We start from the raw sequence: 24329 nt of genomic DNA, 5'->3' as shown, positions 1-24329 counted from the left end.
AGATGCCGACGAACGGCACCACACTCGAGAGCGTTAGAACGCGCCGCCTTCGAAACTCGTCTCAGCGTGGAGACTCTCCTTCAGCGCGTCGTGGACCTTGCAGAGTTCGAACGCGCGCTCGAGGATCTTCTCGCCCGTCTCGTCGTCGACATCGGCCTCGACGCGGATGTCGAACTGGATCGACTCGAGTTTGTCGTCGTCGTTGAGTTCGCCCGTCGTTTCGATCTCGATCTTGCCGAGATCCTCGACGTCGCGTTGCTGACCGCCGACCCGAAGCGCGGGGACGTAACAGGAGCCGTAGGCGGCAAGCAGCGCCTCGAGGGTGTCGGGGGCCTCCTCGCCGTTGGGGTCGATCGTCTGTTCGAAGTCTCGGATGTCGTTCGTCGCGCTGAACCCCTCCTCGGAGGTCGTGGTGACTGCTTTCGACATGGCAGTCGGGACGTCCACGGCCGATGCTGTAAACGTTGTTCTCCCGGAGGGTACCGTTCGCTCGAGCGACGAATGCGCGTGAGAACGAACGGGGACTGGTGATCGCGTTACAGGTCGAACGTCTCGTCGCCAGAGAGGACGTGGACCTCGGCGTCGTCGACGTACTCGGCGAACGCCTCGGGGTCGGTCTCGATCGGTGGGAAGGTGTCGTAGTGCTGTGGGAGGACGTGATCGACGTCGAGCCAGTCGGTGGCGATGGCGGCCTGCTGGGTGCCCATCGTGAAGTGGTCGCCGATGGGGAGGATCGCGGCGTCAGGCTCGAGATGCTCGCCGATGACGTCGCGCATCTCGGACATCAGCGAGGTGTCACCGGCGTTGTAGACGGTCGTGGCGTCCGGACCGGCGTCGTGTGGGTGTTCGTCCGAGATGACGAAACCGGCGGGCATCCCGGCGTCGACGTCGTACTCGGTCATGATCCCGTTGGTGTGGTCGGCCCGGACCATGGTGACGTAGGCGTCGCCACACTCGACGGTGCCGCCGAGGTTCATCCCCATCCCGCCGACGGCGTCCTCGAAGCCGAACTCCTCCTCGCAGTAGGAGACGAGTTCCGGCGTCGCGACCAGCATCGCGTCCGAAAACTCGCCGGCGTGGGCGATGTGGTCGGCGTGGCCGTGAGTCAACAGGACGTAATCGGGCGTGTCGACCTCCGAGGGCTCCAGATCCGTCTTCGGGTTGTCGAAGAACGGGTCGATCAGCAGGTCGGTGTCGCCAACCGATACGTGCCACGTCGAGTGACCGTGCCAGGTGAGCTCCATAGCGTTCGAACTGTTGGTTCGAGGATACCTTAAAATTGGCTGAGTAGCAGGGGGACGTAGCCGAACAAAATCGGCGTTTCGGCTGTTCGGCGGTACGAGGCCCTGACGCGGAGAATGTACGATCACCAACACTTATCAACCATACCGTATCCACTTACAGGCGACCGCAGGCGATCTGACACACCACGCATGCGGTCCGATCGCAACGCGCGATCACCTCACCAGGCAGAGCGCGGTTCGGCGGCGTGGTCGAAATTCCACAGATCACGGCCGAGGGCGTTACGTCCACGGATACCGTCGTCCCGGCGATGCCGTGTCGTTTTTTACCCGGGGGCCGTAGAGCGACCATGCTCGCACTCACGCTCGAGGACTTCATGGTGGAACTGAACGACGGATCGATCAAGAACGTCGGCCCGAAGAACAAGGCAGCGACCGCGAAACTGTTCGACGTCGAGTCGGTCGAGGCCCGCGAGTTCGGCGATAAACGCGTCAAACTCGTCTTCGAGGACGACGACGGAAACGAGATCCAGATTTCGCTGTTCCCCGAGGACGTCCAGAAGCTCACCGACGACGTCGAGGCGCTCGAGGAGGACTCCCCCGTCTTCGACTGAGACGAATGGCCGACGGGTTGCTGTCGCAACCGCGGACCGTTCGGCGATTGTGCCGAAAATGACGTGCCGTCAGCCGATAACTCTCATAGCTGGTGACTGATCGTCAGCACGGAGATTTGTCGAGCGCATTTCGACAACCGTTTTAGGACGAACCTGCTTGACTCGAATAGATGGGTAACTGTATCATCTGTGGCACAGCTGTCGACGGAGAAGTCTGCGAGAGTCACGAGGAGGACGTCGCTTTCGAATTTCGCGGTACCTCCGCTTCGCATCTCTCCCCCGGCCGGTACTACCGGGGGACCGTCGACGGCTATGCCGACTTCGGCGTCTTCGTCGACGTCGGCGATCACGTCACTGGCCTGTTGCACAGAAGCGAACTCGACCAACGACTCGAGAGTCTCGACTGGGAGCCCGGGGACGAAGTCTTCGTCCAGGTGCTCGACGTTCGGGACAACGGTAACGTCGACCTGGGCTGGTCGATCCGCCAGCGCGAACGCGAGTTCCGCGGCAAGCTGATCGAGACGGCCGACGACGAGTTCCAGCCCGAGGAGTTCGACGACGAGTCCGAGAGCACCGAAAGCGAGTCGGCAAGCGACGACTCGACCGCGGACGCCGACGACGTCGCTGCCGGTGACCTGCAGGCGGCCGCCGAAGAGGACCAGTCTCCCTCAAGCGGCGGTGACGCTGTCGCCGCCAGCGGTTCCGGCGGCGCGAGCACTACGGTGACCACCGAGACGTCGTCCGGGTCGACGGCCGCAACCGACGACGCGGCCGACGCCGAGCCCACCACCGACGCGGAGCCCGCACTCAACCGGACGACCGTCGACGCCATCGAGAACCAGGTCGGTAGCATCGTCCGTCTCGAGGGCGAGATCACTGGCGTCCGCCAGACGAGCGGTCCGACCGTCTTCGAACTGAGCGACGAGACCGCGACCGTCGAGTGTGCCGCCTTCGAGGAGGCCGGCGTCCGCGCCTACCCCAGCGTCGAGGTCGACGACGTCGTCGCCCTCGAGGGCGAAGTCGAACGTCACCACGGCGACCTCCAGATCGAGACCGAGACGCTCGACGTACTCGAGGACGAAGACCGCGAGACCGTTCGCGACCGCCTCGAGAGCGCGATCCAGCAGGAGGCACAGCCGGCCGAAATCGACCTGCTGGCCGAGCACGACGCCGTCGTCGCCGTCGAGGACGGACTCGCCGACGCCGTCACCGCGATCCGACGTGCCGTCATGGAAGCGCGACCGGTCGTCGTCCGCCACGGTGCGACCGCCGACGGCTACGTCGCCGGTGCCGCTATCGAACGCGCCGTCCTCCCATTGATCCGGGAGAAACACACCCGCGAGGACGCGGAATACCACTACTTCGAACGGCGTCCCCTCGACGACCGTGTCTACGACATGGACGCCGCAACCGACGACGTCACCTCGATGCTCGAGGCTCGCGACCGCCACGGCGAACAGCTGCCGCTGGTCGTGCTCGTCGACGTCGGGTCGACCGTCGAGTCGGTCGACGGCTACGACCTGCTCTCGCTGTACGACGCGAACGCGATCGTCATCGACGACAGCCGCGCCGACGAGGAGATCACCGACGCCGTCGAGGTAACCGTCGCACCGTCGCTCGCCGGCGCCGACGTCTCCGACGTCACGTCGACGGCACTCGCCGCCAACGTCGCCGCCCACGTCAACGACGACGTTCGAAGCGAGATCGAACACCTGCCGGCGATCAGCTACTGGGAGGACACTCCCGAGGACTATCTCGAACTCGCGACCGACGCCGGCTACGACGAGACCGCGATCTCCGAGCGCCGCGAAGCCGTCGCGCTCGAGGCCTACTACCAGTCCTACAAGGACAAGCGCGAACTCGTCGCTGACCTGCTCTTTGGCGACAACGAGTCGCCGGAGGCACGGGACGGCGACCTCGCCGCCCACGTCTCCGAGCAGTTCCGCGCAAAACTCGATACCGAACTCGAGACCGCACGGGAGAACGTAGAGACCGAGGAAGTCGACGGCATCACCGTCGCCGTCCTCGACACCGCGGCGTTCACCCACCGGTACAACTTCCCGACGACGACGCTGCTGCTCGACGAACTCCACCGTCGACAGCACGACGAGGGGCCGTTCGTTACCCTCGGCGTCGGCGACGACGAACTGCACGTCCGTACGACCGAGTCGCTGAACGTCCGCGACCTCGGTAACGAAATCGCTGACGCAGCGCCCGACGCCGGCGTCCGCGTCGTCGGCGGTCAGGACGGCCACGTCGAGTTCCTCCCCGGCGAACGGGAGGCCGTCCGCGAGGCCGCGCTCGACGCACTCGACGAGACGCTGAACTAAACCTCCTGTCGCTGTCCTCGCGGCATCGCTGCCTACTACCCGGGAGAAACATCTTTCGTGGTCGACAGACGAGATTTCGTATGGACGACGATCCGAAGCGCCGGTTCCGCGAGAACGTGACTGAAATCGCGGCGACCGTCGTCACCGGCATCTGGCTCGCGGCACTGCTGACCGGCCAGGGCTGGTGGCTGGGGGCGCTGTTGATCGGATACATCGTCGTCGTGCCACTGATCGCCTTGCTGTTCGGGGACGAGGAAGACCGGGCGGAGTGGTGGGACGACGACTGGTGGGACGAGGAGTCGGAATCTGCCGACGAACCCGCCGATTCCGGCGAAACGAGTGTCGCGCCACGGTCCAACCGCGACGCCCTCGAGACGCTGCGCGACCGCTACGCTGCCGGTGAACTCACCGACGAGCAGTTCGAGCGGAAACTCGAGCGCCTGCTCGAGACGGAGACGCTCGAGGACGCCGACCGGTGGCGACGGCAGGCCCGCGCCGAACGCGACCGACAGCGGGACGCGAACGACGATCGGGACCGTGATCTGGAGTACGAGACGTAGCGAGTAGCGTCCACGGTCGAAGCCCGAGAGGGGTTGCGAGTCCGACACGCTTATTCGCGCCGCGGTCCGAAACGCGTGTAGTGAGTACCGAGACGCCCGATTCCGATCCAACGGAAACCGAAGCGTTCCAGCAGGTCTGTGAGACGCTCGTCGAACGGATCCTCGCGGGCGAGATCGAACGCGACGAGGTCGAGAAGGCCAAACTCGAGGCCTGTTCGGAACACTCGGCGCCGAAGGTGCCGAAAAACTCCGAACTGCTCGACTACGCGCCCCAGGAGCACCGCGAGGACTTGGAGACGGTGCTCCAGCGCAAACCCGTCCGCACCGCGTCGGGAGTCTCGCCGGTCGCGATCATGACGTCGCCCGAACGCTGTCCGCACGGGAAGTGTCTCTACTGTCCCGGTGGCCCGGACTCGGAGTTCTCGAGTTCGCAGAGCTACACGGGAGAGGAACCCGCGGCCGCCCGCGGCGTCCAGAACGACTACGATCCCTATGGACAGGTTCGGCTGCGTCTCGAGCAGCTACGGGAGATCGGTCACCCCGTGGACAAGGTCGAACTCATCCTGATGGGCGGGACGATGACCGCCCGCTCTCACGACTACCAGGAGTGGTTCGTCAAGCGAGCACTCGAGGCGATGAACGACTTCGACGTCGACAAGGAGCCCGAACCGGCCGAGGGCGTCAGCTTCGCCCAGGATCCCGAGGAGTACGAGTGGAAGTACGTAGAGGACGTCATCGCGGAGAACGAACGCGGCGACATTCGTAACATCGGGACGACCTTCGAGACCAAGCCCGACTGGTGTGATCCCGAACAGGTCGACCGGATGCTCGATCTGGGCGGAACGAAAGTCGAGGTCGGCGTCCAGACCACCTACGAGCGGATCAACCGCGAGATGCACCGCGGCCACGGCGTCGCCGAGTCGATCGACGCCAACCAGCGCCTGCGCGATGCGGCGTTCAAGGTCGGCTTCCACATGATGCCCGGCCAGCCCGGAATGAGCAAGGAGATGTGTCTCGAGGACTTCCGCCGGCTGTTCGAGGAAGAGCAGTGGAAGCCCGACTATCTGAAGATCTATCCGACGCTGATCGTCCGCGGGACGGCGACCTACGACTGGTGGCACGAAGGCGAGTTCGAACCGCTGGGCAACGAGGAGGCCGCCGAACTGATCGCCGAGATCAAGGACATGATCCCCCGGTACACGCGGCTTCAGCGCGTCCAGCGGGACATTCCGGCGGACTTCATCGACGCCGGCGTCTGGAAGTCGAACCTCCGACAACTCGCCCGACAGCGCATGGACGAACACGGCTGGTCGTGTGACTGCATCCGCTGTCGCGAGGTCGGGATGAACGACGAGGAACCCGAGACCGTCGAACTCGACGTCATGAAGTACGACGCCTGCGGTGGCACGGAACACTTCATCTCCTTCGAGGACTTCGAGAAGGACCTCCTGATCGGGTTCTGTCGGCTGCGGTTCCCAGATGACCCGATCCGGCCGGAACTCGAGAACACCGCACTCATCCGGGAACTGCACGTCTACGGCTCGGAGGTCGCGATGGGCGACGAGGGCGACGGCGACCAGCACCAGCATCAGGGCTACGGCACCCGACTGATGAACCGGGCCGAGGAACTCGCCGCCGACGCCGGCTACGACAAAGTGAGCGTAATTTCGGGCATCGGCGCTCGAGAGTACTACCGCGAGAAGCTTGGATACTACCAGGACGGGCCGTACGTGAGCAAACGGCTCTGATCGGCCGTCGCACGGAGTTCGGGCCCGTTTTCCGATTCCCGTCGAATGTGGATCGACTGCCCGGTCGATCCCGCTATTCTGGACAACGAATTAATACGTCGGGCGAGAAGCACGTCCATGAAGCGACGGCCCCTTCTCGGGCTGGCTATCGGTACTACGGCGTCCCTTTCGGGCTGTCTCGGACGGATTCGTCCGCCGGAAGTGATCGGCGACGAGCCGACGCTCTCGCCGGGTGAGGAAGCGACGCTCTCCATCGAGGCACGCTCGGCTCGAGGGCTCAGATTCGAGGAGTTGCCGGACGAAACGCACGCAGTTCTCGAGATAGGCGACGCCGAGATCGAACCCAGCCCGTCGAGGATCGCCGAGTCGTATCCGCCGGACTGGTACTGGCGGTTCGCTCGCTGGAGCGTCGAGGTGCGCGTCCCGATTCGGATTCCCCCTGATTCGCCGCCAGGTGAGTACCAGTACGCAGTCACCGTGACGGCGACCGACGACATCAGGTCGGACGCGACGACCGAGGAGTTCTCGATACTGGTGGAATAAGCAGAACTGATTCGATACGTCGAATTATTCCACGTCCTGCTCGCCGACGGCCTCCTCGAACGCCCGTTTTGCCCGTTTACTACCGGAGAGTACGTAGTCGACGTCGACGCCGACCATCACGGCATCGAACCCGCGCTCGAGCCAGCGTTCGACGTCTGCTTCCTCGAGTGCGATCGTCGCCACGGGTTTGTCCACGGTGTGGCCGGCCTCGAGAATGCGGTCGACGGCCTCGAGAAAGTCCTCGCTGTCGGTCTCCCCGAAGATTCCGAGCGCGGCCGAGAGGTCGGCGGGGCCGACGAACAGGCCGTCGAGTCCGTCGACGGCAGCGATTTCCTCGACGTTCGCGAGGCCGTCGCGGGTTTCGATCTGGGCGATCGTGACGGGATCGGCGTTCTCGACGGAGTCGGCCAATGAATCACCGTAGCCGGTGGCGCGGCCGATACCGACGCCACGGACGCCCTCGGGCGGGTACCGAGTCGCGGCGACTAATTCCTGCGCTTCGGCCGCGGTCTCGATCATCGGTCCCATCACGCCGGCGACGCCGGCGTCGAGGACGCGTTTGATCTCAGTGGCGTCGTTTTCGGAGACGCGAACGAGCGTTTCGGTGTCGGTTCTGGTGGCGTCGACCGCCCGTGCCATCTCGGTCGTCGTCTCGAGCGAGATCGGCGTGTGCTCGCGGTCGATCACGGCGACGTCGAACTCGAGTTGCGCAGAGGCTTCGGTGACGGCCGGATCGGCGAGCGTCAGCCAGTTGCCGACGACGGGGTCGCGGTCGCGGAGTTTGCTGGCGAGGGTCACAACTCGCCATCCGGTCACGGTGAACAAAAGCGTACACGTCTCAGACCGCGAGCACCGTATCCACGACCAGCATCAGCGCGAAGCCCGCGACGAACGTCACCGTCGCCGTGTCGGCGTAGCCGTGGCCGTGACTCGAGGGGATCAGCTCCCGGAAGACGACGGCGATCATCGCACCCGCCGCGAAGCCGGCGGCCAGCGGAAAGAGGCCGGTGACCAATACGACCAGCGTGAAGCCGACGGCGGCGGCGATCGGCTCCGGAACACCACCTGAGAGAGTTGTGTAGAGTATCGTCTTCGGGCTCGAGACGCCGGCTCGAGCGGCGGGGACGGCCATCGCGAACCCGTCGGGGACGTTCTGGACGGCGATGGCGGTCGCGATGGCGAAGCCGAGTCCGGCCTCGCCGCTGCCGAAGGCGATGCCGACCGCAAGTCCCTCGGGAACGTTGTGGATCGTCACCGCGGAACCGACCAGCAGCGCTCGCCGGAGGTCGTCCTCGGGAGTTTCGTCGGCGCCCGTATCGTCGATTCTGCGGGGAGCCGTTCCCTCGACGCGCGGCCCTCGAAAGCGGAGATGGAGGTGAGGGAGGACGGCGTTCGCGACGAGCAGAAAGCCGGTTCCGGCCGCGAGGCCGGCAACGACCTCCCAGGGCGTGCCGAACTCGAGGCCGGGAACGATCAGCGCGAAGACGGCAGCGCCGACCATGACGCCCGCGGCGAAGCCGATCGCACCGTCGTAGACGCGATGGCTCACGCGGGAGGTAAGAAGCGTCGGCAGCGCGCCGATCCCGGTGGCACAGCCGGCGACCAGCGCGACGGCAACCACGAGGACGAGATCCGGTTCCGCCACGGGACAAGTACGGGTTCGGCGGACAAAAAGCGGGACCCTGCTCGTGGCGCACTCGAGCGGTACGACTGCATTCCTTCTCAGCAGCCGTCAGTCGTACTCTTCGTGAGCGGCGGGCCGGCCTCACCAATCGTCTCGTACTCGAGTCGCAACCGGACACAGTCGGCGGCGGAGTCGAGAGCGACGAACTTCTCGGAGCGTCGGTTATTGTTCTTCTCGAGGAGTCGATCTCACCGCTGTCACACCCCGTCGGCGAATTCCTCTCGCAACCGTTGAATCCGTTTGTGGGTCGGCGGATGGGTTGGGACCGGGAGCATCGACGCCGTCGGGACGATACAGAACGCGTTGAAGGCAGCGACCGAGCGGAGGTCTTCGTTCGGCGGCGTCGACTCGCCGTGGATGGTCGCGAGCGCGCTGGCGAGTGCGAACGGCTTGCCCGTGATCGCGACGGCACCGCGGTCGGCGGCGTACTCGCGGTACCGCGAGAGCACGAGCGTCCCGGGGAGGCTGGCGACGTAGACGGGGAGGCCGACGAACAGCAGGTACGTGGCGATCCAGAACGGGAACCCCAGAAGCATCGACGCAGGGGTAATCGCTCGGCTGGCCGTCGAGAGCGCGACGATCGAGACGGCCGTCGGGAACCCGGCAACGGTCAGCACGCTCGAGTCGCTGTTCTTGAGGTGGGCGAGTTCGTGGGCCAGCACCGCCTCGAGTTCGTCCTCCTCGAGCGTCTTCAGGAGGCCGGTGGTCACGCAGATCACGGTTCGGTTGCCCGTCCCCGCCGAGAGCGCGTTCGGTTCGTCGGAGGGGATCACGGCGACCGGCGGTCGCGGGACGTCGGCTTGCTGGGCGAGGCGGTCGGTGAGATCGTAGACGAGCGGGTGCTGTTCGCGTTCGATGGCGACCGCGCTCGTCGCCCAGTAGGCGATGTAGTCAGCCCAGTAGACGCTGGCGATCATGACGATACCGAGTACGACGCAGGCAAACAGCGCGAGCGCCGTCGGAAGCACCCAGAACAGGAGCCAGAGGAGGACGCCGTAGCCCGCGAGGGTGAGGGTGAGCGCGAGGAGCATCCGCCGCTGGAGGCGGCGATCGGAGGACCAGTCCATACACACCCTTGGGCGAGTACGGTCAAATAAGTAACTGGTCGGTTCTGATAGCTTCGTGAAGGCTCGAGAAGTGGCGCTCGAGTCGAACCGGTTCGCCTTCGAGTCACGATTCGTCAGTCACGTCCAACTCTGCGGTCGTGAGCACCGATCCGAACAGCAGCAACCCGTATCCGGCGATGCCGGCGGGAATCGAAACCTGCAGCAAGCCGATGCAGACGAAGGCGCTGACGCCGCCAGCGATTGCACCCATCTTCCACCCTGCTCGAGACTCTCGGCTACCGAACAGGCTGGTTGGAAGCGCGTCCCAGTGTGCGATGGCAGTCGTGGTAGCATACACGAGCGGAATCGCGAGCAGGATCGTCGGGCTATCGTATCCGACCAGCAACACGGGGACCGTTACGGCGAGACCGACTACTACCGAAATCGCGTAGCGGGTGAGTCGTCGCATACTCCCCCGGTTGCTCGCTCGAATCAAATGTCGTTCGATCGACCTGTCCCACGACGCTCGCCTCGAGCGAAGACGTTTACTTCCGACGGAGAGAGTTCGACCCATGACACTCGAGCACGACCTGCAGGGGATCACCACGCCGCTGGTCACCCCGTTCGACGCGGATGCCGAGGAAATTGACGAATCGGCACTCGAGGACCTCGTCGATCACCTCCTCGAGAACGGTATCGACGGCCTCTTTCCCTGCGGGACGACCGGCGAGTTCGCCAGCCTGACGCCCGCAGAACGCCGGCGCGTCCACGAGGTCGTCGTGGATCGTGTAGACGGCGAAGTACCGGTGCTTGCGGGCGCGGCCGCGACGACCGTCGAGGAGGCGGTCGACTACACCGAACACGCCGCCGAGATCGGTGCTGACGTCGCGGTCGTCACGGAACCGTACTTCCACGGCCCTAACGCACCCACCGGGAACCGGCGGTTCTTCGAGCGCGTGGCCGACCGATCGCCACTGCCCGTCCTGCTGTACAACATCCCGCCCTGTACCGGCGGGAAGATTGCGGTCGAGACGCTCGAGGCCGTCGCCACCCACGAGAACGTGATCGGGATCAAGGACTCGAGCGGCGACCTCGAGTACATGCTGTCGGTGATCCGCCGGACACCCAACGAGTTCGTCGTCCTCCAGGGGTACGATGCTCTGCTCGCCCCCGCGCTCCGGATGGGAGCCGACGGTGGTCTGAACGCGGGGTCGAACGTCGCGCCCGCCACGTATGCGGAGCTGTACGACTCGTTCGACGACGAGCGTGGGATCGAACTGCAGGACGCCATCGAACCGCTGTTTGGCGCCTGTGCAGAGTACGGGTTCGCACCGGCGACGAAGACCGCACTCGAGTATCGTGGCGTAATTCCGAGCGATGCCGTTCGTCCGCCGCTGGTTCCGGTTCCGGAGGAGGGGCAGGCTGGGGTGGCGGAGGGCGGCGACGCGTTGCTCGAGAAGTGAGCGAGTCGAATTCAGAAAAGACGTCTCGAACACCCCGAAAGCTCCGGACCACTCGAGTCGCCCGTTCGAAATTCTGTAAACACGAATTCGGCGAACGCGTTTCCCTACCACTCCGAAAGCCCCCGGGCCCTTTCAGTCCCGCCCGTACAGCACCTCGAGCCTCGCCAGCCGACTCGTTCGTCGCTTCGCTTCCTCACTCGCCCCTCGCGCAGAATCGAGACGCGGTTCTGTCGTTTACCGCGCCTCCGCGCGCGCCAAAACGTGACACTGGTCATTCACTACATACGTATCATTTACCAAACCTATCTAAGAATACTCTAAAATTATAATAGCCGATGCGAGTGCGAGAATCGAAATTACGAGTAGAATATTCTCACTTACCTCGTTCATCCACTCATCTACTGATTTTGAGACGAGTTGTAAGGCGGTAAACACGGCCAATACCATACAAAAACTTGCTGCGATTAGATTCTGCTGGAGATACATCGTAATCCCGACCAATATAAGGCCAATTCCGCCGAGCGCGATACTTAGCCTGGAATTATTCATTGGGATGTCAAGAGTATCGATCCTATTAATTCTTCTTCGGCGAGGTAACAGGATAGCCTCCAGCAACGGGTCTGTTGTACTAAATCACCCTCTGAATTCAGCGAGAATTTCTGGTAGCTACAGAGCAGTTCAGCAGAGCCACCGACAGAACGGGCTCACTGGCGCGCAGGCGAGGCGTCCGAGCAATCGCGAGGACGCCTCGCTAACTTGCGAGGGACGAGTGAGGAAGCGAAGCGACGAACGAGTCGGCTGGGGAGGGCGTGGCCACTCATCGTTGCCACGATAGCAGGATGCGAGCAAGAGTACTCGAGTGATTACAGGACGCGAACGAAAAATCCGCGAGCGGTTCGAAGCGAACGATCGACAACTCGATCGTTTCGTGGATCACCCCACATCGTTCCAATCACGTACAGTGAGTGATCTCGAGCAGAAGCAAGGCACGTCGAGGGTTTCGAGAGTAAGAGTTCGACGAACAACGATTTGACCGCACTACGACGTCCGAATTCACAGAAAGACTTTACGCGAATCGATCGGATTTCTTGTATGAACCGGCGACGGGTGCTCGCCACGTTCGGACTGATCGGTCTCTCTGGCTGTCTCTCTCGCATGCGGTCACCAGAAGTCGACGCGACTGTCACGCTCTGGAACCAGACAGATCAGCAACAGCAGGGGACGGTGAGAGCCTACAAAAACGACGAGGAGATACTCGCCGAGGAGTTCAGTCTGGATCCCGAGAAAGGCAAAGACCTGATCGAACTGACTCGCGACATCTACCGGTTCGAGATCGAATCCGATACCGTATCGTGGGGAGAGGAATTCGACGTCGTAGCGGAGGAAGAAGGGGTAGACATTTTCAATATCCATCTCTATGACGACGAGGTGTCCGTATTCTGGGGAGTAGAGGACTGATAGGGAGAAGTAGCCGTCTCGAGCGATAGGGTCCACGAATCGCTCGAGTCGGAAAGCATAGACGAGGACACGCAAGGACTTTGCCGATCCGCCCGTCCTAGGCGAACAGTGAACGCGACTCGAGTCGCGTCGACCGATATCGGGGGAGTCGACGCGCCGAGCGAGGGAGAATCCAGCCAACGATGACCGACGACACAGACATCCACGAGCTAGACGAGGACACGGTCGCCCGCATCGCCGCCGGCGAGGTCGTCGAGCGGCCGGCGAGCGCGGTGAAGGAACTCGTAGAGAACAGCCTGGACGCGGACGCTTCCCGCGTCGAGGTCGCCGTCGAGGAGGGTGGCACCGAGTCGATCCGGGTGGCCGACGACGGCCACGGGATGACCGAGGCCGACCTGCGGGCCGCGGTTCGCCAGCATACGACGAGCAAGATCGAGGGGCTCGAGGACCTCGAGTCGGGGGTCAGAACCCTCGGTTTCCGAGGTGAAGCCTTACACACCATCGGCTCGGTTTCACGGCTGACGATCCGGTCGCGCCCTCGAGACGGGAGTGAGGCGGGGACGGAACTCGTATACGAGGGCGGCGACGTGACGAGCGTCGAACCGGCAGGCTGTCCCGAGGGGACGGTCGTCGAGGTCGAGGACCTCTTCTACAATACGCCTGCCCGCCGAAAATTCCTGAAGACGACGGCGACGGAGTTCGCTCACGTCAACCGCGTCGTCACCCGCTACGCGCTCGCGAATCCGGACGTCGCGGTCTCGCTGGTCCACGACAGCCGTGAGGTCTTCGCCACGACGGGCCAGGGCGACCTGCAGGCCGCCGTCCTCTCGGTCTACGGCCGCGAGGTCGCCTCGGCGATGATTCCAGTCGAGGTGGACGAGGAAGACCTCCCGCCGGGACCGGTCGACTCGGTCTCGGGGCTGGTTTCCCACCCTGAGACGAACCGCTCGAGTCGCGAGTACCTCGCGACGTACGTCAACGACCGCGCCGTGACCTCGGACGCGATCCGCGAGGGGATCATGGGAGCCTACGGCACTCAGTTAGGAAGCGACCGCTACCCGTTCGTCACCCTCTTCCTCGAGGTTCCCAGCGAGGCCGTCGACGTCAACGTCCACCCGCGCAAGCGGGAGGTGCGGTTCGACGACGACGATGCCGTCCGCCGACAGGTCGATTCGGCCGTCGAATCCGCGCTACTCGAGCACGGGCTGTTGCGGTCTCGAGCACCGCGCGGCCGATCGGCCCCGGGGGACGCTCGAGTCGAACCCGATCGCGGGCCGTCGAAGTCGGAGGTCGAGGGCTCGAGCGGAGATGAGCCAGAAACATCGCCCTCGAGCGACGAGATGGGCGAGCAGTCCCCTACCAGCGACGAACCAGCAACGGCCGATTCGGAGGCCGGTGTCGAATCCAGTGCTCCCTCGAGCCCCCCGCGTTCGGAACGGCCCGAACGGTCGAGATCGACCGGAAGCCAACCCGTCGATCCCACGCCGAAGTCGGCGACTGACTCGAGCGAATCCGGCAGCCCCACACCGGAACCGGAGCCGACGACTGAACCGGCTGCCTCGAGTCCTCAGCCCGACGCGCAGGCAACCACCGACTCCCGCCACCCCGAACGCGATCCGGAACGCAAGTTCGACGGCCCCACCGAACAGCGAACGCTCGAGGGGGGCCGCGCGACCGGCGAGGAGACCGATTTCGACTCCCTGCCACCGCTGCGCGTCCTCGGCCAGCTCGGGGACACCTACATCGTCTGCGAGACGCCCGACGGCCTCGCGCTGGTCGACCAGCACGCGGCCGACGAGCGGGTGAACTACGAGCGTCTGCAGGAGGCGTTCGCCAGCGATCCGCCCGCGCAGGCGCTGGCCGAACCCGTCGAACTCGAACTCACGGCCGCCGAGGCCGAGGCGTTCGCGGGGTACAGCGAAGCACTCGAGCGGCTGGGGTTCTACGCGAATCAGGTCGATGATCGCACTGTTGCCGTCACGACCGTTCCCGCAGTCTTAGAGGAGACGCTCGAGCCAGAACACCTGCGGGATGTCCTCACGTCGTTCGTCGAGGGCGACCGCGAGGCGGGCGCGGAGACGGTCGACGCGCTGGCCGACGAGTTCCTCGGCGACCTGGCCTGTTACCCCTCCGTCACGGGCAACACGTCGCTGACGGAGGGCTCGGTCGTCGACTTGTTCGCGGCGTTAGACGACTGCGAGAACCCCTACGCCTGTCCGCACGGGCGGCCGGTGATCGTCCAGTTCGACGAGCGCGAGATCGAAGAGCGGTTCGAGCGGGATTATCCGGGTCACGGCGGCTGACGAAGTCACGCCTCGTCCTGTGGCCGACCGGACGCGTCGATCACGACCGGCGACGCGACGGCAATGATGAGGACTGCGACAGTGAGAAAGCCGCCGCCCAGCGTGCCGACGGCTGTGATCGGCGACGCGACGTCGGCGACGAGTCCAGCGAGGGGCATCAGCGGTGCCCGCACGCCCGCTTTCGCCATCGAAATCGTACTGAGCACCGTTGCCCGACTGGTCTCGCCCGTTCGATCGTTGACGTACTGTGCAACGAGCGGCGTGACCAGTTCCGCTCCGCCTTTCATCGCGAAGAAGACTGGAATCGCGAGCAACGGGAACACGAGTGGGAGGAGAAACGCCGCGGCGACGCAGACGGGAAGCGCCACGAGCGCGCGACGGAGACCGACGTGACGGCGGACGGTCTCGGCGTGGTAGCTGGCGACGGCGGCGACGACGGCGAACCCGGCGTACACGAACCCGAGCGTCGTCTCCGCCTGGATCGGGAGTCCAGCTAGTTCCGGGCTCGAGAGGACGTCCCCGACGCGGGCCTCGACGACGTCGACCGTGATCGGCTGGATGTATTCGTCGGCCGCGTGGACCACCCCGAAAAACAGCGCGACGTAGACGACGAACACTCGAAGTGCGGGGGTTGCGAACTGCGTGGTGAGTATCGAGACGGACTCCCGGACGCCGACGCGATCGTCGCCCGTCGACGACTCGAACCGCGGATTCCTGGGCATCGCGAGGACGATCAGGACCCCGACCGCGTTGAGAAGCGCCGATGCGACGAACGGGTAGGTGGGGTGGACGACGTACAGGAAGCCGCCTGCGACCATTGTGACCGCCGACATCCACTGGTAGACGGAACCGCCTCGGCCCCGGACGTGCGTGAACGAGCGATCGTCGACCGCCCCGCGTAACGCGTCGTACAGCCACGCGTCTGCGGTTCCGCTCTGGAGCGCCATCGAAAGCGCCCAGAGCGCGTACAACGCCGCGAACTCGAGGAACGTATCCGCGACGACGAATCCGGCCGTAGAGACGGCCATCGCGGTCATCCCGATCGCGAGTGCGGTCCGTCGACCGTATCTGTCGGCGACGTACCCCGTCGGGAGTTCGAGCGAGACGACGAGTATCGCCGAGAGCGCGCTCAGCGTTCCGATCTGAGTGTAAGTGAGGTCGTTCCACAGCAGGAAGAGCGTGAAGATCGGCCAGATAAATCCGACCGAGTCAGCCGCCTGGTAGAGGTAGTAGGTGAGAACGACTGGCTGCGGTCCGTCTCGCACCATGTATCGTGCTCCGTACCTGTGACCGAAACACGAAATACGCTCGCGAACGCGCGTTTTAGTTGGAAATCAAACATATCCGGCGCAAGTCGACGCGAAGATTATCGTATCAGTGGAACTACTCGACGGTATGGACCGTGAGCAGTCGGATTCCGGCGGACTTGCACCTGCCGACGCGTTTTCCCTCCTCGGTCACGACTTGCGGGTCGACATTCTGCGGGGCCTGTTGGAACTGAGCCGAACGCGGGCGGAGTATCCCGCGTCGTTCTCGACGCTGCGCGAGCGCGTCGGTGCCGACGTCAGTTCGCAGTTCAACTATCACCTCGACGAACTCACGGGACACTTCGTCAGGCGAACCGACGACGGGTACGAACTCCGGTATGCAGGCTGGGAAGTTGCGACGTCGATTCTCGCGGGGACGTACAATCGTCGGGCCGCGTTCGGCCCAACCGAAATCGACGGTCGGTGTCCCCACTGCACCGAATCGTCGCTCGCTGCGACGTATCGCGAGGAGTGGCTCACCGTCGAGTGTCCCACCTGCAACGAACGACTCGTCCGGTACCCGTTTCCGCCGGGCGGACTCGAGTCGCGATCGCTTTCGGAGGTTCTCGAGGCGTTCGACCGACACGTCCGATCCCACGTGGCGCTCGCCCGGGACGGGATCTGTCCGGGTTGTACCGGCCCCGTCACGGTGCAGACCGCGACCGACGCCGACCTCGAGGGAGAGAGGATCGCGATCTTCGTCTGTCAGCGGTGTGGCAACCGGCTTCGTCCACACCTGGGACTGGCGCTCGTGGCGGACGAACACGTCGTACAGTTCGCCCGCAGTCACGGACGGTCGCTCTCGAAGACGCGGTTCTGGGAACTCGAGTGGTGCGTCTCCGACGCGGCCGCGTCAGTGTCGACCGATCCGTGGCGGTGTACGGTCCCCATTCCGATAGCGGACGAGACGTTGGTGCTGACGGTCGACGACGAACTGGTCGTTCGGTCTACGCGCATCGACGACGGCGAAATCGAACGGTAGTACGATTCGCTGCGAACGGTACGGCTACGGCACTCGAGTCCCTACCACCAGCCGTGACGCCGACGTACGAACTCGACGGAAACGAGGCCGGCGGCCAGTTCGTCCGGACCGCACTCGCACTGTCGGTCCTCGAGAACGAGCCGATCCGTATCGAGAACGTCCGCGGCGACCGGCCGGATCCCGGCCTCGCCCACCAGCACCTCGCGGTTCTCGAGACGATGGTCGAACTCGCCGACGCCGACGCGACGGGTGTCGAACTCGGCGCGGAGACGATCGAGTTCGATCCGGGACTAGACAACGGACTCGAGGGAGGCCAGTACGCCGTCGACATCGGGACCGCGGGCAGCGTGACGCTGCTGTTCGACGCCGTGTTACCGCTCGCGACCGTCCTCGAGTCGCCGCTCGAACTCACCGTTACCGGCGGGACGGACGTGAAGTGGTCGCCGCCGCTGGATTACGTCCGGCACGTGAAACTCCCCTTGCTCCGGCAGTTCGGGCTCGTCGCCGACTGTAAACTCGAGCGTCGTGGCTTCTACCCCGACGGTGGCGGCAAAGCGACGCTCCACCTCGAGCCCTCGGCGATCGAACCCATCGAACTCGTAGCGCGCGGCGATCCCAAAACGGTGCGGCTCTACTCGACTGAATCCGAATCACTCGCCGACCGGGACGTCGCTCACCGACAGGCCGAGGGCGCACTCGAGCGCCTCGAGTGGGACGGCGACCTCGAGCGCCAGGAGACAACGGCGGACAGCCCCTCGCCGGGATCGGCGGTCGTGATCTGCGTCGATTACGCACTCGAGGGCTCGAAACCGATGGGAATCGCGGGCTTCAGTTCGCTCGGCGAGCGCGGAAAGCCGGCCGAGCGCGTCGGCGAGGACGCCGCCGACGCCGCGAACCGATTTCTCGAGGGGACGGCACCCGTCGATCGACATATGGCCGACCAGTTGCTCGTCTACCTCGCGATCGCTGGCGGCCAGGTTCGAATTCCGGCCGTGACCGACCACGTCGAGAGCAGTCTCGAGTTGTTCGAGGAGATGAGTGTGGTGACGGAACTCGAGCGCGACGTCAGCGACGAGGAGACTGCAGTCGTGACGGTCGACTCGAAGTCGACGATCCAATAGTTACACCTGGCCGATAAACTGTCCGTCTGGACACTGACGTCGTTGTATCCGGTCGACCGACGTCAACAATCCGGCTGGTCTTCGGGAGTAAGAATATCTATCTCTGTTCTCGAGTCGGTGTAGCGGACGATCATTTTGGCACAGTAGTCTCCCTTGACGTCGGTTCGTTCCATACGGAACACCCCTGTTCCGACTTCGTCGTTTACAACCGCATGTATACGTTCTTCTGTCCCGTCTCCAGGCAGAGGCATAGAAACTGTTTCGCGATCGTTCGGTTCTACGTCCCGCTGGTTCCACTCGCTCAACCCGTCAGACGTCTCTATGACAAACGAGAAGGTGTTTGCGGTCTCAGCACGGTTCTCGAGTTCCAATTCGAGTTCTACGAGCTCTCCGTCAGTAGTGACGTCTGTACACCCAGAGAGCAAAAGGGACGAAGAACCAACCGCTAAAATGTACCGGCGAGATCTTTTCATGTATCCGTACCGTCTGTGACAGAACCCTACTATTTTGGGGAGGTAATCTGCCGCAAGATATGCGAGGATACCCGTATCTCGTTTTTCGACTGGACGGCGTCCGCCTCAGCAACGGTCTTATATCACGCCCGGTTGTGTTCCGATATATGACAGCAACGCGCACCGAACGGGAGGGAGTCCGACCGTGAGCGGGGACGACCTCGTCGCCTTCGGCGAGACGATGCTTCGTCTCTCCCCGCCAGGAAACGAACGGATCGAGTCCGCCGACGAGTTCGAGGTGTGTGCCGGCGGTGCAGAGAGCAACGTCGCGATCGCGGCCCAGCGACTGGGAACGTCGGCAACCTGGATGTCGAAGGTCCCGGAGACGCCGCTTGGCCGGCGAGCGGTCGGCGAACTCCGCCAGCACGGTATCGAGACCGACGTCGTCTGGAGCCACCGCGGGCGCCAGGGAACCTACTACCTCGAGCGGGCCGGCGAACCTCGCGGGACGAACGTCATCTACGACCGGGAGAACACCGCCGTCTCGACCGCGAAGGCCCGTCAACTGGATCTCGAGCGGATCAAATCGGCGTCGATGTTCTTCACGACGGGGATCACGCCCGCGCTCTCGTCGACGCTGCGGGACACGACCGCGAGCCTGATCAAGGCGGCACAGACGGGCGGGACGACGACCGCTGTCGACTTCAACTACCGAAACAAGCTCTGGTCGCCCGAGGAGGCAGCGGAGACGATGACCCACCTGTTTCCCGGAATCGACCTGCTCGTGATCGCTGCACGGGACGCCCGTACGGTGCTCGGCATCGAGGGTGATCCGCGACAGCTCGCACACAGGCTCGGCTCCGAGTACGACTTCGAGACCGTCGTCGTCACCCGCGGCGCCGAAGGCGCGGTCGGCTGGCACGACAGCGTCGTCCACGAACAGCCGGCTTTCGAGACCGACACCGTCTCGAAGATCGGCACCGGCGACGCCTTCACCGGCGCGTTCATCGCTCGTCGACTCGACGGCGACGACGTTCCGACCGCACTCGAGTACGCTGCGGCGGCTGCGGCACTGAAGCGAACGATCCCGGGCGATATCGCCCTCATCACGGAAGAAGAGGTCGAAGCGGTCGTCCGCGACGGTGGCGAGGCGCTGTCGCGATAACGGCCGATCCGTCTCGACGTCTCACGAACGACGACCGTTCCGGTCATTTACCCATCATTTGATGGGACACTCCGCAAACTATTTTGAACCGTATTCTAGTTCCCTGGTACGATGAGTCGTGGAATCACACTACTTGTTACGTTACTGGTGGTTACGAGCGTCGTCGGAATGACGGCGACTGCCGGTGCAACGACGGCATCGGCGAGTACGGTCGAATCGAGTGGCGAAGCCTACGCGGGCGCACACGTCGACTTCGAGGTCGATGGTGACGCTATCGCGGACTACCGCGTCGGGGGCGAGCAGACGTTCTCGTCGGTCGCGGTCCAGTCCCAGAGCGAGGCTGACGTCGGTGCCGGCCTCGGTGCCGACGTCGCGCTCGAGGCGATGACGAACCTCGAGGGAGCAGAACTGTCGCTTGCAGCCGAGACAGAGACGAGCGCCCAGGTGCAGGCGGAAAGCGGTGCGACGATGTCGGCCCACGACAACCAGCGTGGAGCGCTCGTCGTCGAGGCTGGCGGCGAGTCCCAGTACGTCGAAGCCGAACTCGCTGCGGGTACCGAAGCCGAAAGCGAGGGTGACGGCGCGGTCCGTGTCGAAACCGACGGCCAGACCGGGACCTTCCTCGTCGTCGGCGACGGCGACGTGACCGTCAACGAGGAGGGTGACGTCGTGGCCGACCTCGAGGGCGACGCGACCCTCGCGTACCGCTCCTACGGGGACGGCGAGCGCGACGACAGCGCCGAGTACGAGGAGTCACTGATCGCCAGCGGTCAGGCGGCCGCCGAGGTCCACGTCGAGGACCGAACCGAGGAGACGGCCTCGAGCGCGGTCACCTACGGCGAGGAGACGAGCGCCGAGGTCGCTGCGGAAGCCGAAAACCAGGTCGAGGTCACTGTCGAGCGCACCGTCAGCGAAGGAACGGTCGCGATCACGACCGTTTCCGAGGAAACCGTCGGGAACCTCGAGGACCTCGCGGTGACAGTCGACGGCGAGGCGGCCGTCGAAGCTTCGTCCGAGAGCGAACTCGAGGGTGCGATCGACGGCGACGAGTCGCGCTACATGGTCTCCCAGAACGCCCAGGCACAGGGTGAGGCGACGGTGTACATCGCGTTCAACCACTTCTCCGAGCGCACGGCGACCATCGAAAGTAGCGACGATACCGATGAGAACGGCGCGTCCGACGACGAAACCGACGGTGCCGACGACGGCACGGACGAAGGAGAGACGGACGACGCGGCGGACGAAACTGACGAAGACACAGAAACGACGGACGCCGAAGACGAGCCCGCCGACGAACTCGATAGCGCGCTCGATAGCGTCCCCGGGTTCGGCGCAATTGCCGCCCTCGCTGCCCTACTAATCGGTATCGGCATCCGCGTCCGGCACTGACTCGTCTGTCGGTCCGGGCCGTTCTCCACCACTTTTTGAGTCGGCTGCGTGGTCGCTGACACCGACGGCGACGCAGTAGGTAATGACCGAGACGACGAAACTGGACGGCTGCGAACGCAAGGAGGCGTAGCGATCGTCGCCTCCGGCCGGCGACTGCGGCCAGCCGCTTTTTGCCGGTCGCTGGCCTACGTCCGTCCGTGACCCGAGTCGTGCGGGAGGCGACGACCGACGATGTCTGGGCGATCCACAAGACGGCACGCGAGAGCTGGCATGCCGCCTACGACGACGCACTCGGGCCGGAGACGGTCGACGAGATCGTCGACGACTGGTACGCGCTCGGCGACCTCGAGTCCGCCATCGACGACGCAAGCGAGCGCGACGACGCACAGTTTCTCGTGGCGACCGCAGACGACGAGAGTCGCGTCGACGGTGCCTGTGACGGTTTCGCTCACGTCGTCCCCTGGCCCGAAGACGGTGACGTCGCCTATCTGGTACGGCTCTACGTCCGTCCCGACCGCTGGGGCGAGGGGATCGGAACCGCGTTGCTCGAGCGTCTCGAGGCCGACCTCGAGGATGCGTTCGATCGGGTTCGACTGGCCGTGCTCGCGACCAACGACGTCGGAATCTCCTTCTACGAGTCGACGGGGTTCGACCGCATGGGGGCGCGGAAGACGGATCTACCCGGCGGACTCGAGGAGTACGTCTACGAGAAGCTGTTGTAATTCTACGGCGTCGTTTCGATCTCTTCGCGGGAAACGACTTCGATGCTGTCGACACGAGGCCAACCTCTCGGAGGTACTGCTCGTGCTCGCGCTCGCTCGCGTCGTTGTTCTATTGTCGCTCGTGCGGTCACGGCCCTACGAGGCTAAGTTCACGTTCTAAACCGTCAGGTATGATAAGACTGCTTCTGGAACATACTGCTATTCAAACATGAACCGACGCGAAATATTGTTCGGTGGAACTGCGTTCGGAGCGGCGATAGCAGGTTGTCTCCAGGCGCATGGACGGAGCGAAGACGGGGCGACCTCCGCTACCGACGCAGTCGAGCAGTATTTCCTGGCGCTGAGAGAAGGTGACCGGGAGCGCGCGAACCACTATGCACATCCGGACGGTGAGTACTATCTCGACGATGAGAACGAGCTCTTTCTGGACGCAGAGGGCATTACGATCGACGAAACGGAGACCGTCGACGTCGAAACGGGTGTGCGGCACATGCACGCCGATCCCGACGAGCATCCGATCGACGAGTTCGTTGAGGAAGAGAGAGCCGCGTTAGAATCGCTTCAAGACGAGTACGGATTCGACGACTACGCATACGTTCGTCACGATGCCGAAGCCGAGACGCTCACGTTCAATTCGATCTACGTCCTCTTCGAGGACGACGATGGATGGGCCATCTGGTCGTTACCGACCATCCTCCGCGAACGCTGAGTTTCTCTCTCGCTTGTGATACAATCAGCCAGCACGAGACCGGACTCGAGCGGCCTCCCGAGAGGTGCGCGGTGCGACGTTCGACCGGTCAGCGAGTCGCGAGAGTTCGGTCCTAGCGGCGACGATGGAACCGATGGCGTGCACTCGCTACAGCGTCTTCTCCGCTTCCTCTTCATCCACGACTTCGATCCCACGGTTGTTGACCGCCATCGGATCGAGGCCGACCTCCTGAAGGAATCCTTTGTACTCGCGTTCGCACTGCTCGGCGTCTTTCTGCTTGTCGCTCGCGCGATCACAGAGTTCCAGGAGGTTCTCGGGGACGTCGTTCTGGTAGACGATCCAGTGGTTGATCAGGTCCGAGAGCCGGCGAATGGGGCTCGTGAAGTGGCCGTAGATCTCGAAGTTCAGCGCGTGGTGGCCGCCGAACGGGTCGTTCATGTACTTCGCGCGGGGCATCACCTTCATCACGGCCCACTGGATCTTGTCGAGCTGTCGGCCAGGAGCCTCCTCGAGCGTCGCGTTGACCGCCTTCCGCGGGTCGTCCCAGGAGTCGCCGGGGATCGAGACGCCGTCTAAGTCCTGAATCTCCTGGAGGGCTTCGGACCACTCGTCGGGGCTGGGCTGTGGGTGGACGCGGTACATCGCCTCGACGCCCCGGTCCCACATCAGCGTGTGCGTGACGGCTTTGTTCGCCTTCAGCATGCACTCCTCGATGATGGTGTGGGCGCGATCGCGGGCAGGGTTGAGAACGAGCGAGCCGTCCTCCTTGCGCTGTTCGTGCATCCGGTCGGCGAGTTTGTGAACGAGTTTGTTCTCCTCGTGCAGCGGCGCATCGGGGTCGTCCAGTCGACTTTCGGCCTGCGAGTAGGTGAGGCGTTCGTCGGACCGGATGACCGACTTGTAGATGTCGATGCTCTCGTAGCCCAGGTTCTCCTTGTCGAGGTGCATCTCGACGGTGTGGGCGAGTCGATCCTCGTTGGGGACCAGCGAACAGACCGTCTCGGCGAGCACCGGCGGCAGCATGTGGATCGTGTACCCCGGCAGGTAGACCGTGTTACTGCGCTCGACGGCCGAATCCCACATCGCGGTGTCGGGGTTGACGTAGTGCGTGACGTCGGCGATGTGAACCCAGAGGACGTACTCGTCCTCGCGTTCCTCGATCGAGATCGCGTCGTCGAAGTCCTGGGCGTCGATCGGGTCGGTCGTCCACGTCGTCAGATCGCGGAGATCCTCGCGTTCCTCGACCTCGTCCTGAATCTCGGCCTGGACGCCTTCGGTTCGTTCTTCGGCCTCCTCGAGTACCTCGGGCGGGAACCCGTCGGGAATCTCGAACTTCTCGAACAGTTCCTCGCGTTTGTTCTCGAGGTGACGCGCGAGGTCCTCGGAGATCTCGACGGGGCCCTGGCCTTCGGCCGTCCCAGCTTCGGCCTGCGTGTCTGCGTCGTCGCTCATAGGGTAGGTTACGGACGTGGGTATGAAAGTCGTGTCGGGA

At 64.1% G+C, this 24329-nt stretch carries 23 protein-coding genes; 14 read left to right on the top strand and 9 right to left on the bottom strand.

The features are described 5' to 3' along the window. Positions 1-33: 33 nt before the first annotated feature. Positions 34-429, bottom strand: coding sequence for an OsmC family protein (locus tag BLR35_RS16850; RefSeq protein WP_090384575.1), 396 nt, complete (start codon positions 427-429; stop codon positions 34-36). A gap of 107 nt (positions 430-536) precedes the next feature. Next, positions 537-1244, bottom strand: a complete 708-nt coding sequence (locus BLR35_RS16845; RefSeq protein WP_090384572.1) for a metal-dependent hydrolase — start codon at positions 1242-1244, stop codon at positions 537-539. Positions 1245-1591: 347 nt separating this feature from the next. Between BLR35_RS16845 and BLR35_RS16840 the strand changes: the two genes are divergently transcribed. From BLR35_RS16840 to BLR35_RS16820, 5 genes are all read left to right on the top strand, one after another. After that, a complete protein-coding gene (locus tag BLR35_RS16840; RefSeq protein ID WP_090384570.1) occupies positions 1592-1855 on the top strand; it encodes a hypothetical protein in 264 nt (87 codons plus the stop codon). Between the two features lie 170 nt (positions 1856-2025). Then, the gene (locus BLR35_RS16835; protein WP_090384567.1) at positions 2026-4185 is read left to right on the top strand and encodes a DHH family phosphoesterase; all 2160 of its coding nucleotides are present in this window, start codon (positions 2026-2028) and stop codon (positions 4183-4185) included. Between the two features lie 80 nt (positions 4186-4265). Next, positions 4266-4745, top strand: a complete 480-nt coding sequence (locus BLR35_RS16830; protein ID WP_090384563.1) for an SHOCT domain-containing protein — start codon at positions 4266-4268, stop codon at positions 4743-4745. A gap of 80 nt (positions 4746-4825) precedes the next feature. Beyond that, on the top strand, positions 4826-6493 hold the full coding sequence (locus BLR35_RS16825; protein WP_090384560.1) for a tRNA uridine(34) 5-carboxymethylaminomethyl modification radical SAM/GNAT enzyme Elp3: 1668 nt from the start codon (positions 4826-4828) through the stop codon (positions 6491-6493). Between the two features lie 117 nt (positions 6494-6610). Next, entirely contained in the window at positions 6611-7036 is a 426-nt protein-coding gene (locus tag BLR35_RS16820; protein ID WP_090384558.1) for a COG1361 family protein, read from the top strand. 24 nt (positions 7037-7060) lie between these two features. On the opposite strand, the gene BLR35_RS16815 is transcribed toward BLR35_RS16820, so the two are convergent. The 4 genes from BLR35_RS16815 to BLR35_RS16800 all read right to left on the bottom strand — a co-directional run bounded on the left by BLR35_RS16815 (position 7061) and on the right by BLR35_RS16800 (position 10235). Continuing rightward, entirely contained in the window at positions 7061-7834 is a 774-nt protein-coding gene (locus tag BLR35_RS16815; RefSeq protein ID WP_090384556.1) for an HpcH/HpaI aldolase family protein, read from the bottom strand. A gap of 40 nt (positions 7835-7874) precedes the next feature. After that, a complete protein-coding gene (locus tag BLR35_RS16810) occupies positions 7875-8681 on the bottom strand; it encodes a ZIP family metal transporter (protein WP_090384555.1) in 807 nt (268 codons plus the stop codon). A gap of 236 nt (positions 8682-8917) precedes the next feature. Next, a complete protein-coding gene (locus BLR35_RS16805) occupies positions 8918-9787 on the bottom strand; it encodes a M48 family metalloprotease (RefSeq protein WP_090384554.1) in 870 nt (289 codons plus the stop codon). A 103-nt stretch (positions 9788-9890) separates the two neighbouring features. After that, positions 9891-10235 (bottom strand): DUF8153 family protein, encoded by a 345-nt coding sequence (locus tag BLR35_RS16800; protein WP_211704983.1) that lies wholly within the window; start codon positions 10233-10235, stop codon positions 9891-9893. A gap of 103 nt (positions 10236-10338) precedes the next feature. Between BLR35_RS16800 and BLR35_RS16795 the strand changes: the two genes are divergently transcribed. From BLR35_RS16795 to mutL, 3 genes are all read left to right on the top strand, one after another. Beyond that, complete coding sequence (locus tag BLR35_RS16795; RefSeq protein WP_090384551.1) at positions 10339-11229, top strand: dihydrodipicolinate synthase family protein; 891 nt, start codon at positions 10339-10341, stop codon at positions 11227-11229. Between the two features lie 1092 nt (positions 11230-12321). After that, positions 12322-12687, top strand: a complete 366-nt coding sequence (locus tag BLR35_RS16785) for a hypothetical protein (protein ID WP_090384547.1) — start codon at positions 12322-12324, stop codon at positions 12685-12687. A gap of 182 nt (positions 12688-12869) precedes the next feature. Next, on the top strand, positions 12870-14990 hold the full coding sequence (gene mutL / locus BLR35_RS16780) for a DNA mismatch repair endonuclease MutL (RefSeq protein ID WP_090384543.1): 2121 nt from the start codon (positions 12870-12872) through the stop codon (positions 14988-14990). Between the two features lie 5 nt (positions 14991-14995). Here the strand turns inward: mutL and BLR35_RS16775 are convergent, their stop codons facing one another. Continuing rightward, the gene (locus BLR35_RS16775) at positions 14996-16258 is read right to left on the bottom strand and encodes an MFS transporter (RefSeq protein ID WP_090384540.1); all 1263 of its coding nucleotides are present in this window, start codon (positions 16256-16258) and stop codon (positions 14996-14998) included. 127 nt (positions 16259-16385) lie between these two features. On the opposite strand from BLR35_RS16775, the gene BLR35_RS16770 reads away from it, so the two are divergent. Both BLR35_RS16770 and rtcA read left to right on the top strand, forming a co-directional pair. Next, positions 16386-17279, top strand: coding sequence for a DUF7351 domain-containing protein (locus tag BLR35_RS16770; RefSeq protein ID WP_090384753.1), 894 nt, complete (start codon positions 16386-16388; stop codon positions 17277-17279). 53 nt (positions 17280-17332) lie between these two features. Continuing rightward, positions 17333-18400 (top strand): RNA 3'-terminal phosphate cyclase, encoded by a 1068-nt coding sequence (gene rtcA / locus BLR35_RS16765; RefSeq protein ID WP_090384537.1) that lies wholly within the window; start codon positions 17333-17335, stop codon positions 18398-18400. A gap of 62 nt (positions 18401-18462) precedes the next feature. On the opposite strand, the gene BLR35_RS16760 is transcribed toward rtcA, so the two are convergent. Further along, the gene (locus tag BLR35_RS16760; protein WP_090384533.1) at positions 18463-18873 is read right to left on the bottom strand and encodes a hypothetical protein; all 411 of its coding nucleotides are present in this window, start codon (positions 18871-18873) and stop codon (positions 18463-18465) included. 184 nt (positions 18874-19057) lie between these two features. Here BLR35_RS16760 and kdgK1 point away from each other — a divergent pair, with 184 nt between their 5' ends. The 4 genes from kdgK1 to BLR35_RS16740 all read left to right on the top strand — a co-directional run bounded on the left by kdgK1 (position 19058) and on the right by BLR35_RS16740 (position 22837). Next, a complete protein-coding gene (gene kdgK1, locus BLR35_RS16755; protein WP_090384531.1) occupies positions 19058-20017 on the top strand; it encodes a bifunctional 2-dehydro-3-deoxygluconokinase/2-dehydro-3-deoxygalactonokinase in 960 nt (319 codons plus the stop codon). Between the two features lie 111 nt (positions 20018-20128). Then, positions 20129-21406: a putative sodium/potassium/calcium exchanger gene (locus BLR35_RS20805; RefSeq protein WP_090384530.1), complete on the top strand. Its 1278-nt coding sequence runs from the start codon at positions 20129-20131 to the stop codon at positions 21404-21406. 197 nt (positions 21407-21603) lie between these two features. After that, the gene (locus BLR35_RS16745; RefSeq protein WP_090384528.1) at positions 21604-22128 is read left to right on the top strand and encodes a GNAT family N-acetyltransferase; all 525 of its coding nucleotides are present in this window, start codon (positions 21604-21606) and stop codon (positions 22126-22128) included. A gap of 208 nt (positions 22129-22336) precedes the next feature. After that, complete coding sequence (locus BLR35_RS16740; RefSeq protein ID WP_090384526.1) at positions 22337-22837, top strand: hypothetical protein; 501 nt, start codon at positions 22337-22339, stop codon at positions 22835-22837. Positions 22838-22984: 147 nt separating this feature from the next. Here BLR35_RS16740 and BLR35_RS16735 read toward each other — a convergent pair whose 3' ends face one another. Further along, positions 22985-24289, bottom strand: coding sequence for an RNB domain-containing ribonuclease (locus BLR35_RS16735; RefSeq protein ID WP_090384524.1), 1305 nt, complete (start codon positions 24287-24289; stop codon positions 22985-22987). Positions 24290-24329: the final 40 nt, after the last annotated feature.

Source organism: Natronobacterium texcoconense, assembly GCF_900104065.1.
Taxonomy (GTDB): Archaea; Halobacteriota; Halobacteria; order Halobacteriales; family Natrialbaceae; genus Natronobacterium; species Natronobacterium texcoconense.
Note: the sequence above shows the minus strand (reverse complement) of the source record. Positions and strands in the feature narration are given on the sequence as shown.

What these genes read in the sequence shown, in the direction of transcription:
- BLR35_RS16850 (WP_090384575.1), bottom strand. Translation starts at nt 429, where the DNA reads ATGTCGAAAGCAGTCACCACGACCTCCGAGGAGGGGTTCAGCGCGACG.
- BLR35_RS16845 (WP_090384572.1), bottom strand. Translation starts at nt 1,244, where the DNA reads ATGGAGCTCACCTGGCACGGTCACTCGACGTGGCACGTATCGGTTGGC.
- BLR35_RS16840 (WP_090384570.1), top strand. Translation starts at nt 1,592, where the DNA reads ATGCTCGCACTCACGCTCGAGGACTTCATGGTGGAACTGAACGACGGA.
- BLR35_RS16835 (WP_090384567.1), top strand. Translation starts at nt 2,026, where the DNA reads ATGGGTAACTGTATCATCTGTGGCACAGCTGTCGACGGAGAAGTCTGC.
- BLR35_RS16830 (WP_090384563.1), top strand. Translation starts at nt 4,266, where the DNA reads ATGGACGACGATCCGAAGCGCCGGTTCCGCGAGAACGTGACTGAAATC.
- BLR35_RS16820 (WP_090384558.1), top strand. Translation starts at nt 6,611, where the DNA reads ATGAAGCGACGGCCCCTTCTCGGGCTGGCTATCGGTACTACGGCGTCC.
- BLR35_RS16805 (WP_090384554.1), bottom strand. Translation starts at nt 9,787, where the DNA reads ATGGACTGGTCCTCCGATCGCCGCCTCCAGCGGCGGATGCTCCTCGCG.
- BLR35_RS16800 (WP_211704983.1), bottom strand. Translation starts at nt 10,235, where the DNA reads ATGCGACGACTCACCCGCTACGCGATTTCGGTAGTAGTCGGTCTCGCC.
- BLR35_RS16795 (WP_090384551.1), top strand. Translation starts at nt 10,339, where the DNA reads ATGACACTCGAGCACGACCTGCAGGGGATCACCACGCCGCTGGTCACC.
- BLR35_RS16785 (WP_090384547.1), top strand. Translation starts at nt 12,322, where the DNA reads ATGAACCGGCGACGGGTGCTCGCCACGTTCGGACTGATCGGTCTCTCT.
- mutL (WP_090384543.1), top strand. Translation starts at nt 12,870, where the DNA reads ATGACCGACGACACAGACATCCACGAGCTAGACGAGGACACGGTCGCC.
- BLR35_RS16775 (WP_090384540.1), bottom strand. Translation starts at nt 16,258, where the DNA reads ATGGTGCGAGACGGACCGCAGCCAGTCGTTCTCACCTACTACCTCTAC.
- BLR35_RS16770 (WP_090384753.1), top strand. Translation starts at nt 16,386, where the DNA reads ATGGACCGTGAGCAGTCGGATTCCGGCGGACTTGCACCTGCCGACGCG.
- BLR35_RS16760 (WP_090384533.1), bottom strand. Translation starts at nt 18,873, where the DNA reads ATGAAAAGATCTCGCCGGTACATTTTAGCGGTTGGTTCTTCGTCCCTT.
- BLR35_RS20805 (WP_090384530.1), top strand. Translation starts at nt 20,129, where the DNA reads ATGAGTCGTGGAATCACACTACTTGTTACGTTACTGGTGGTTACGAGC.
- BLR35_RS16740 (WP_090384526.1), top strand. Translation starts at nt 22,337, where the DNA reads ATGAACCGACGCGAAATATTGTTCGGTGGAACTGCGTTCGGAGCGGCG.
- BLR35_RS16735 (WP_090384524.1), bottom strand. Translation starts at nt 24,289, where the DNA reads ATGAGCGACGACGCAGACACGCAGGCCGAAGCTGGGACGGCCGAAGGC.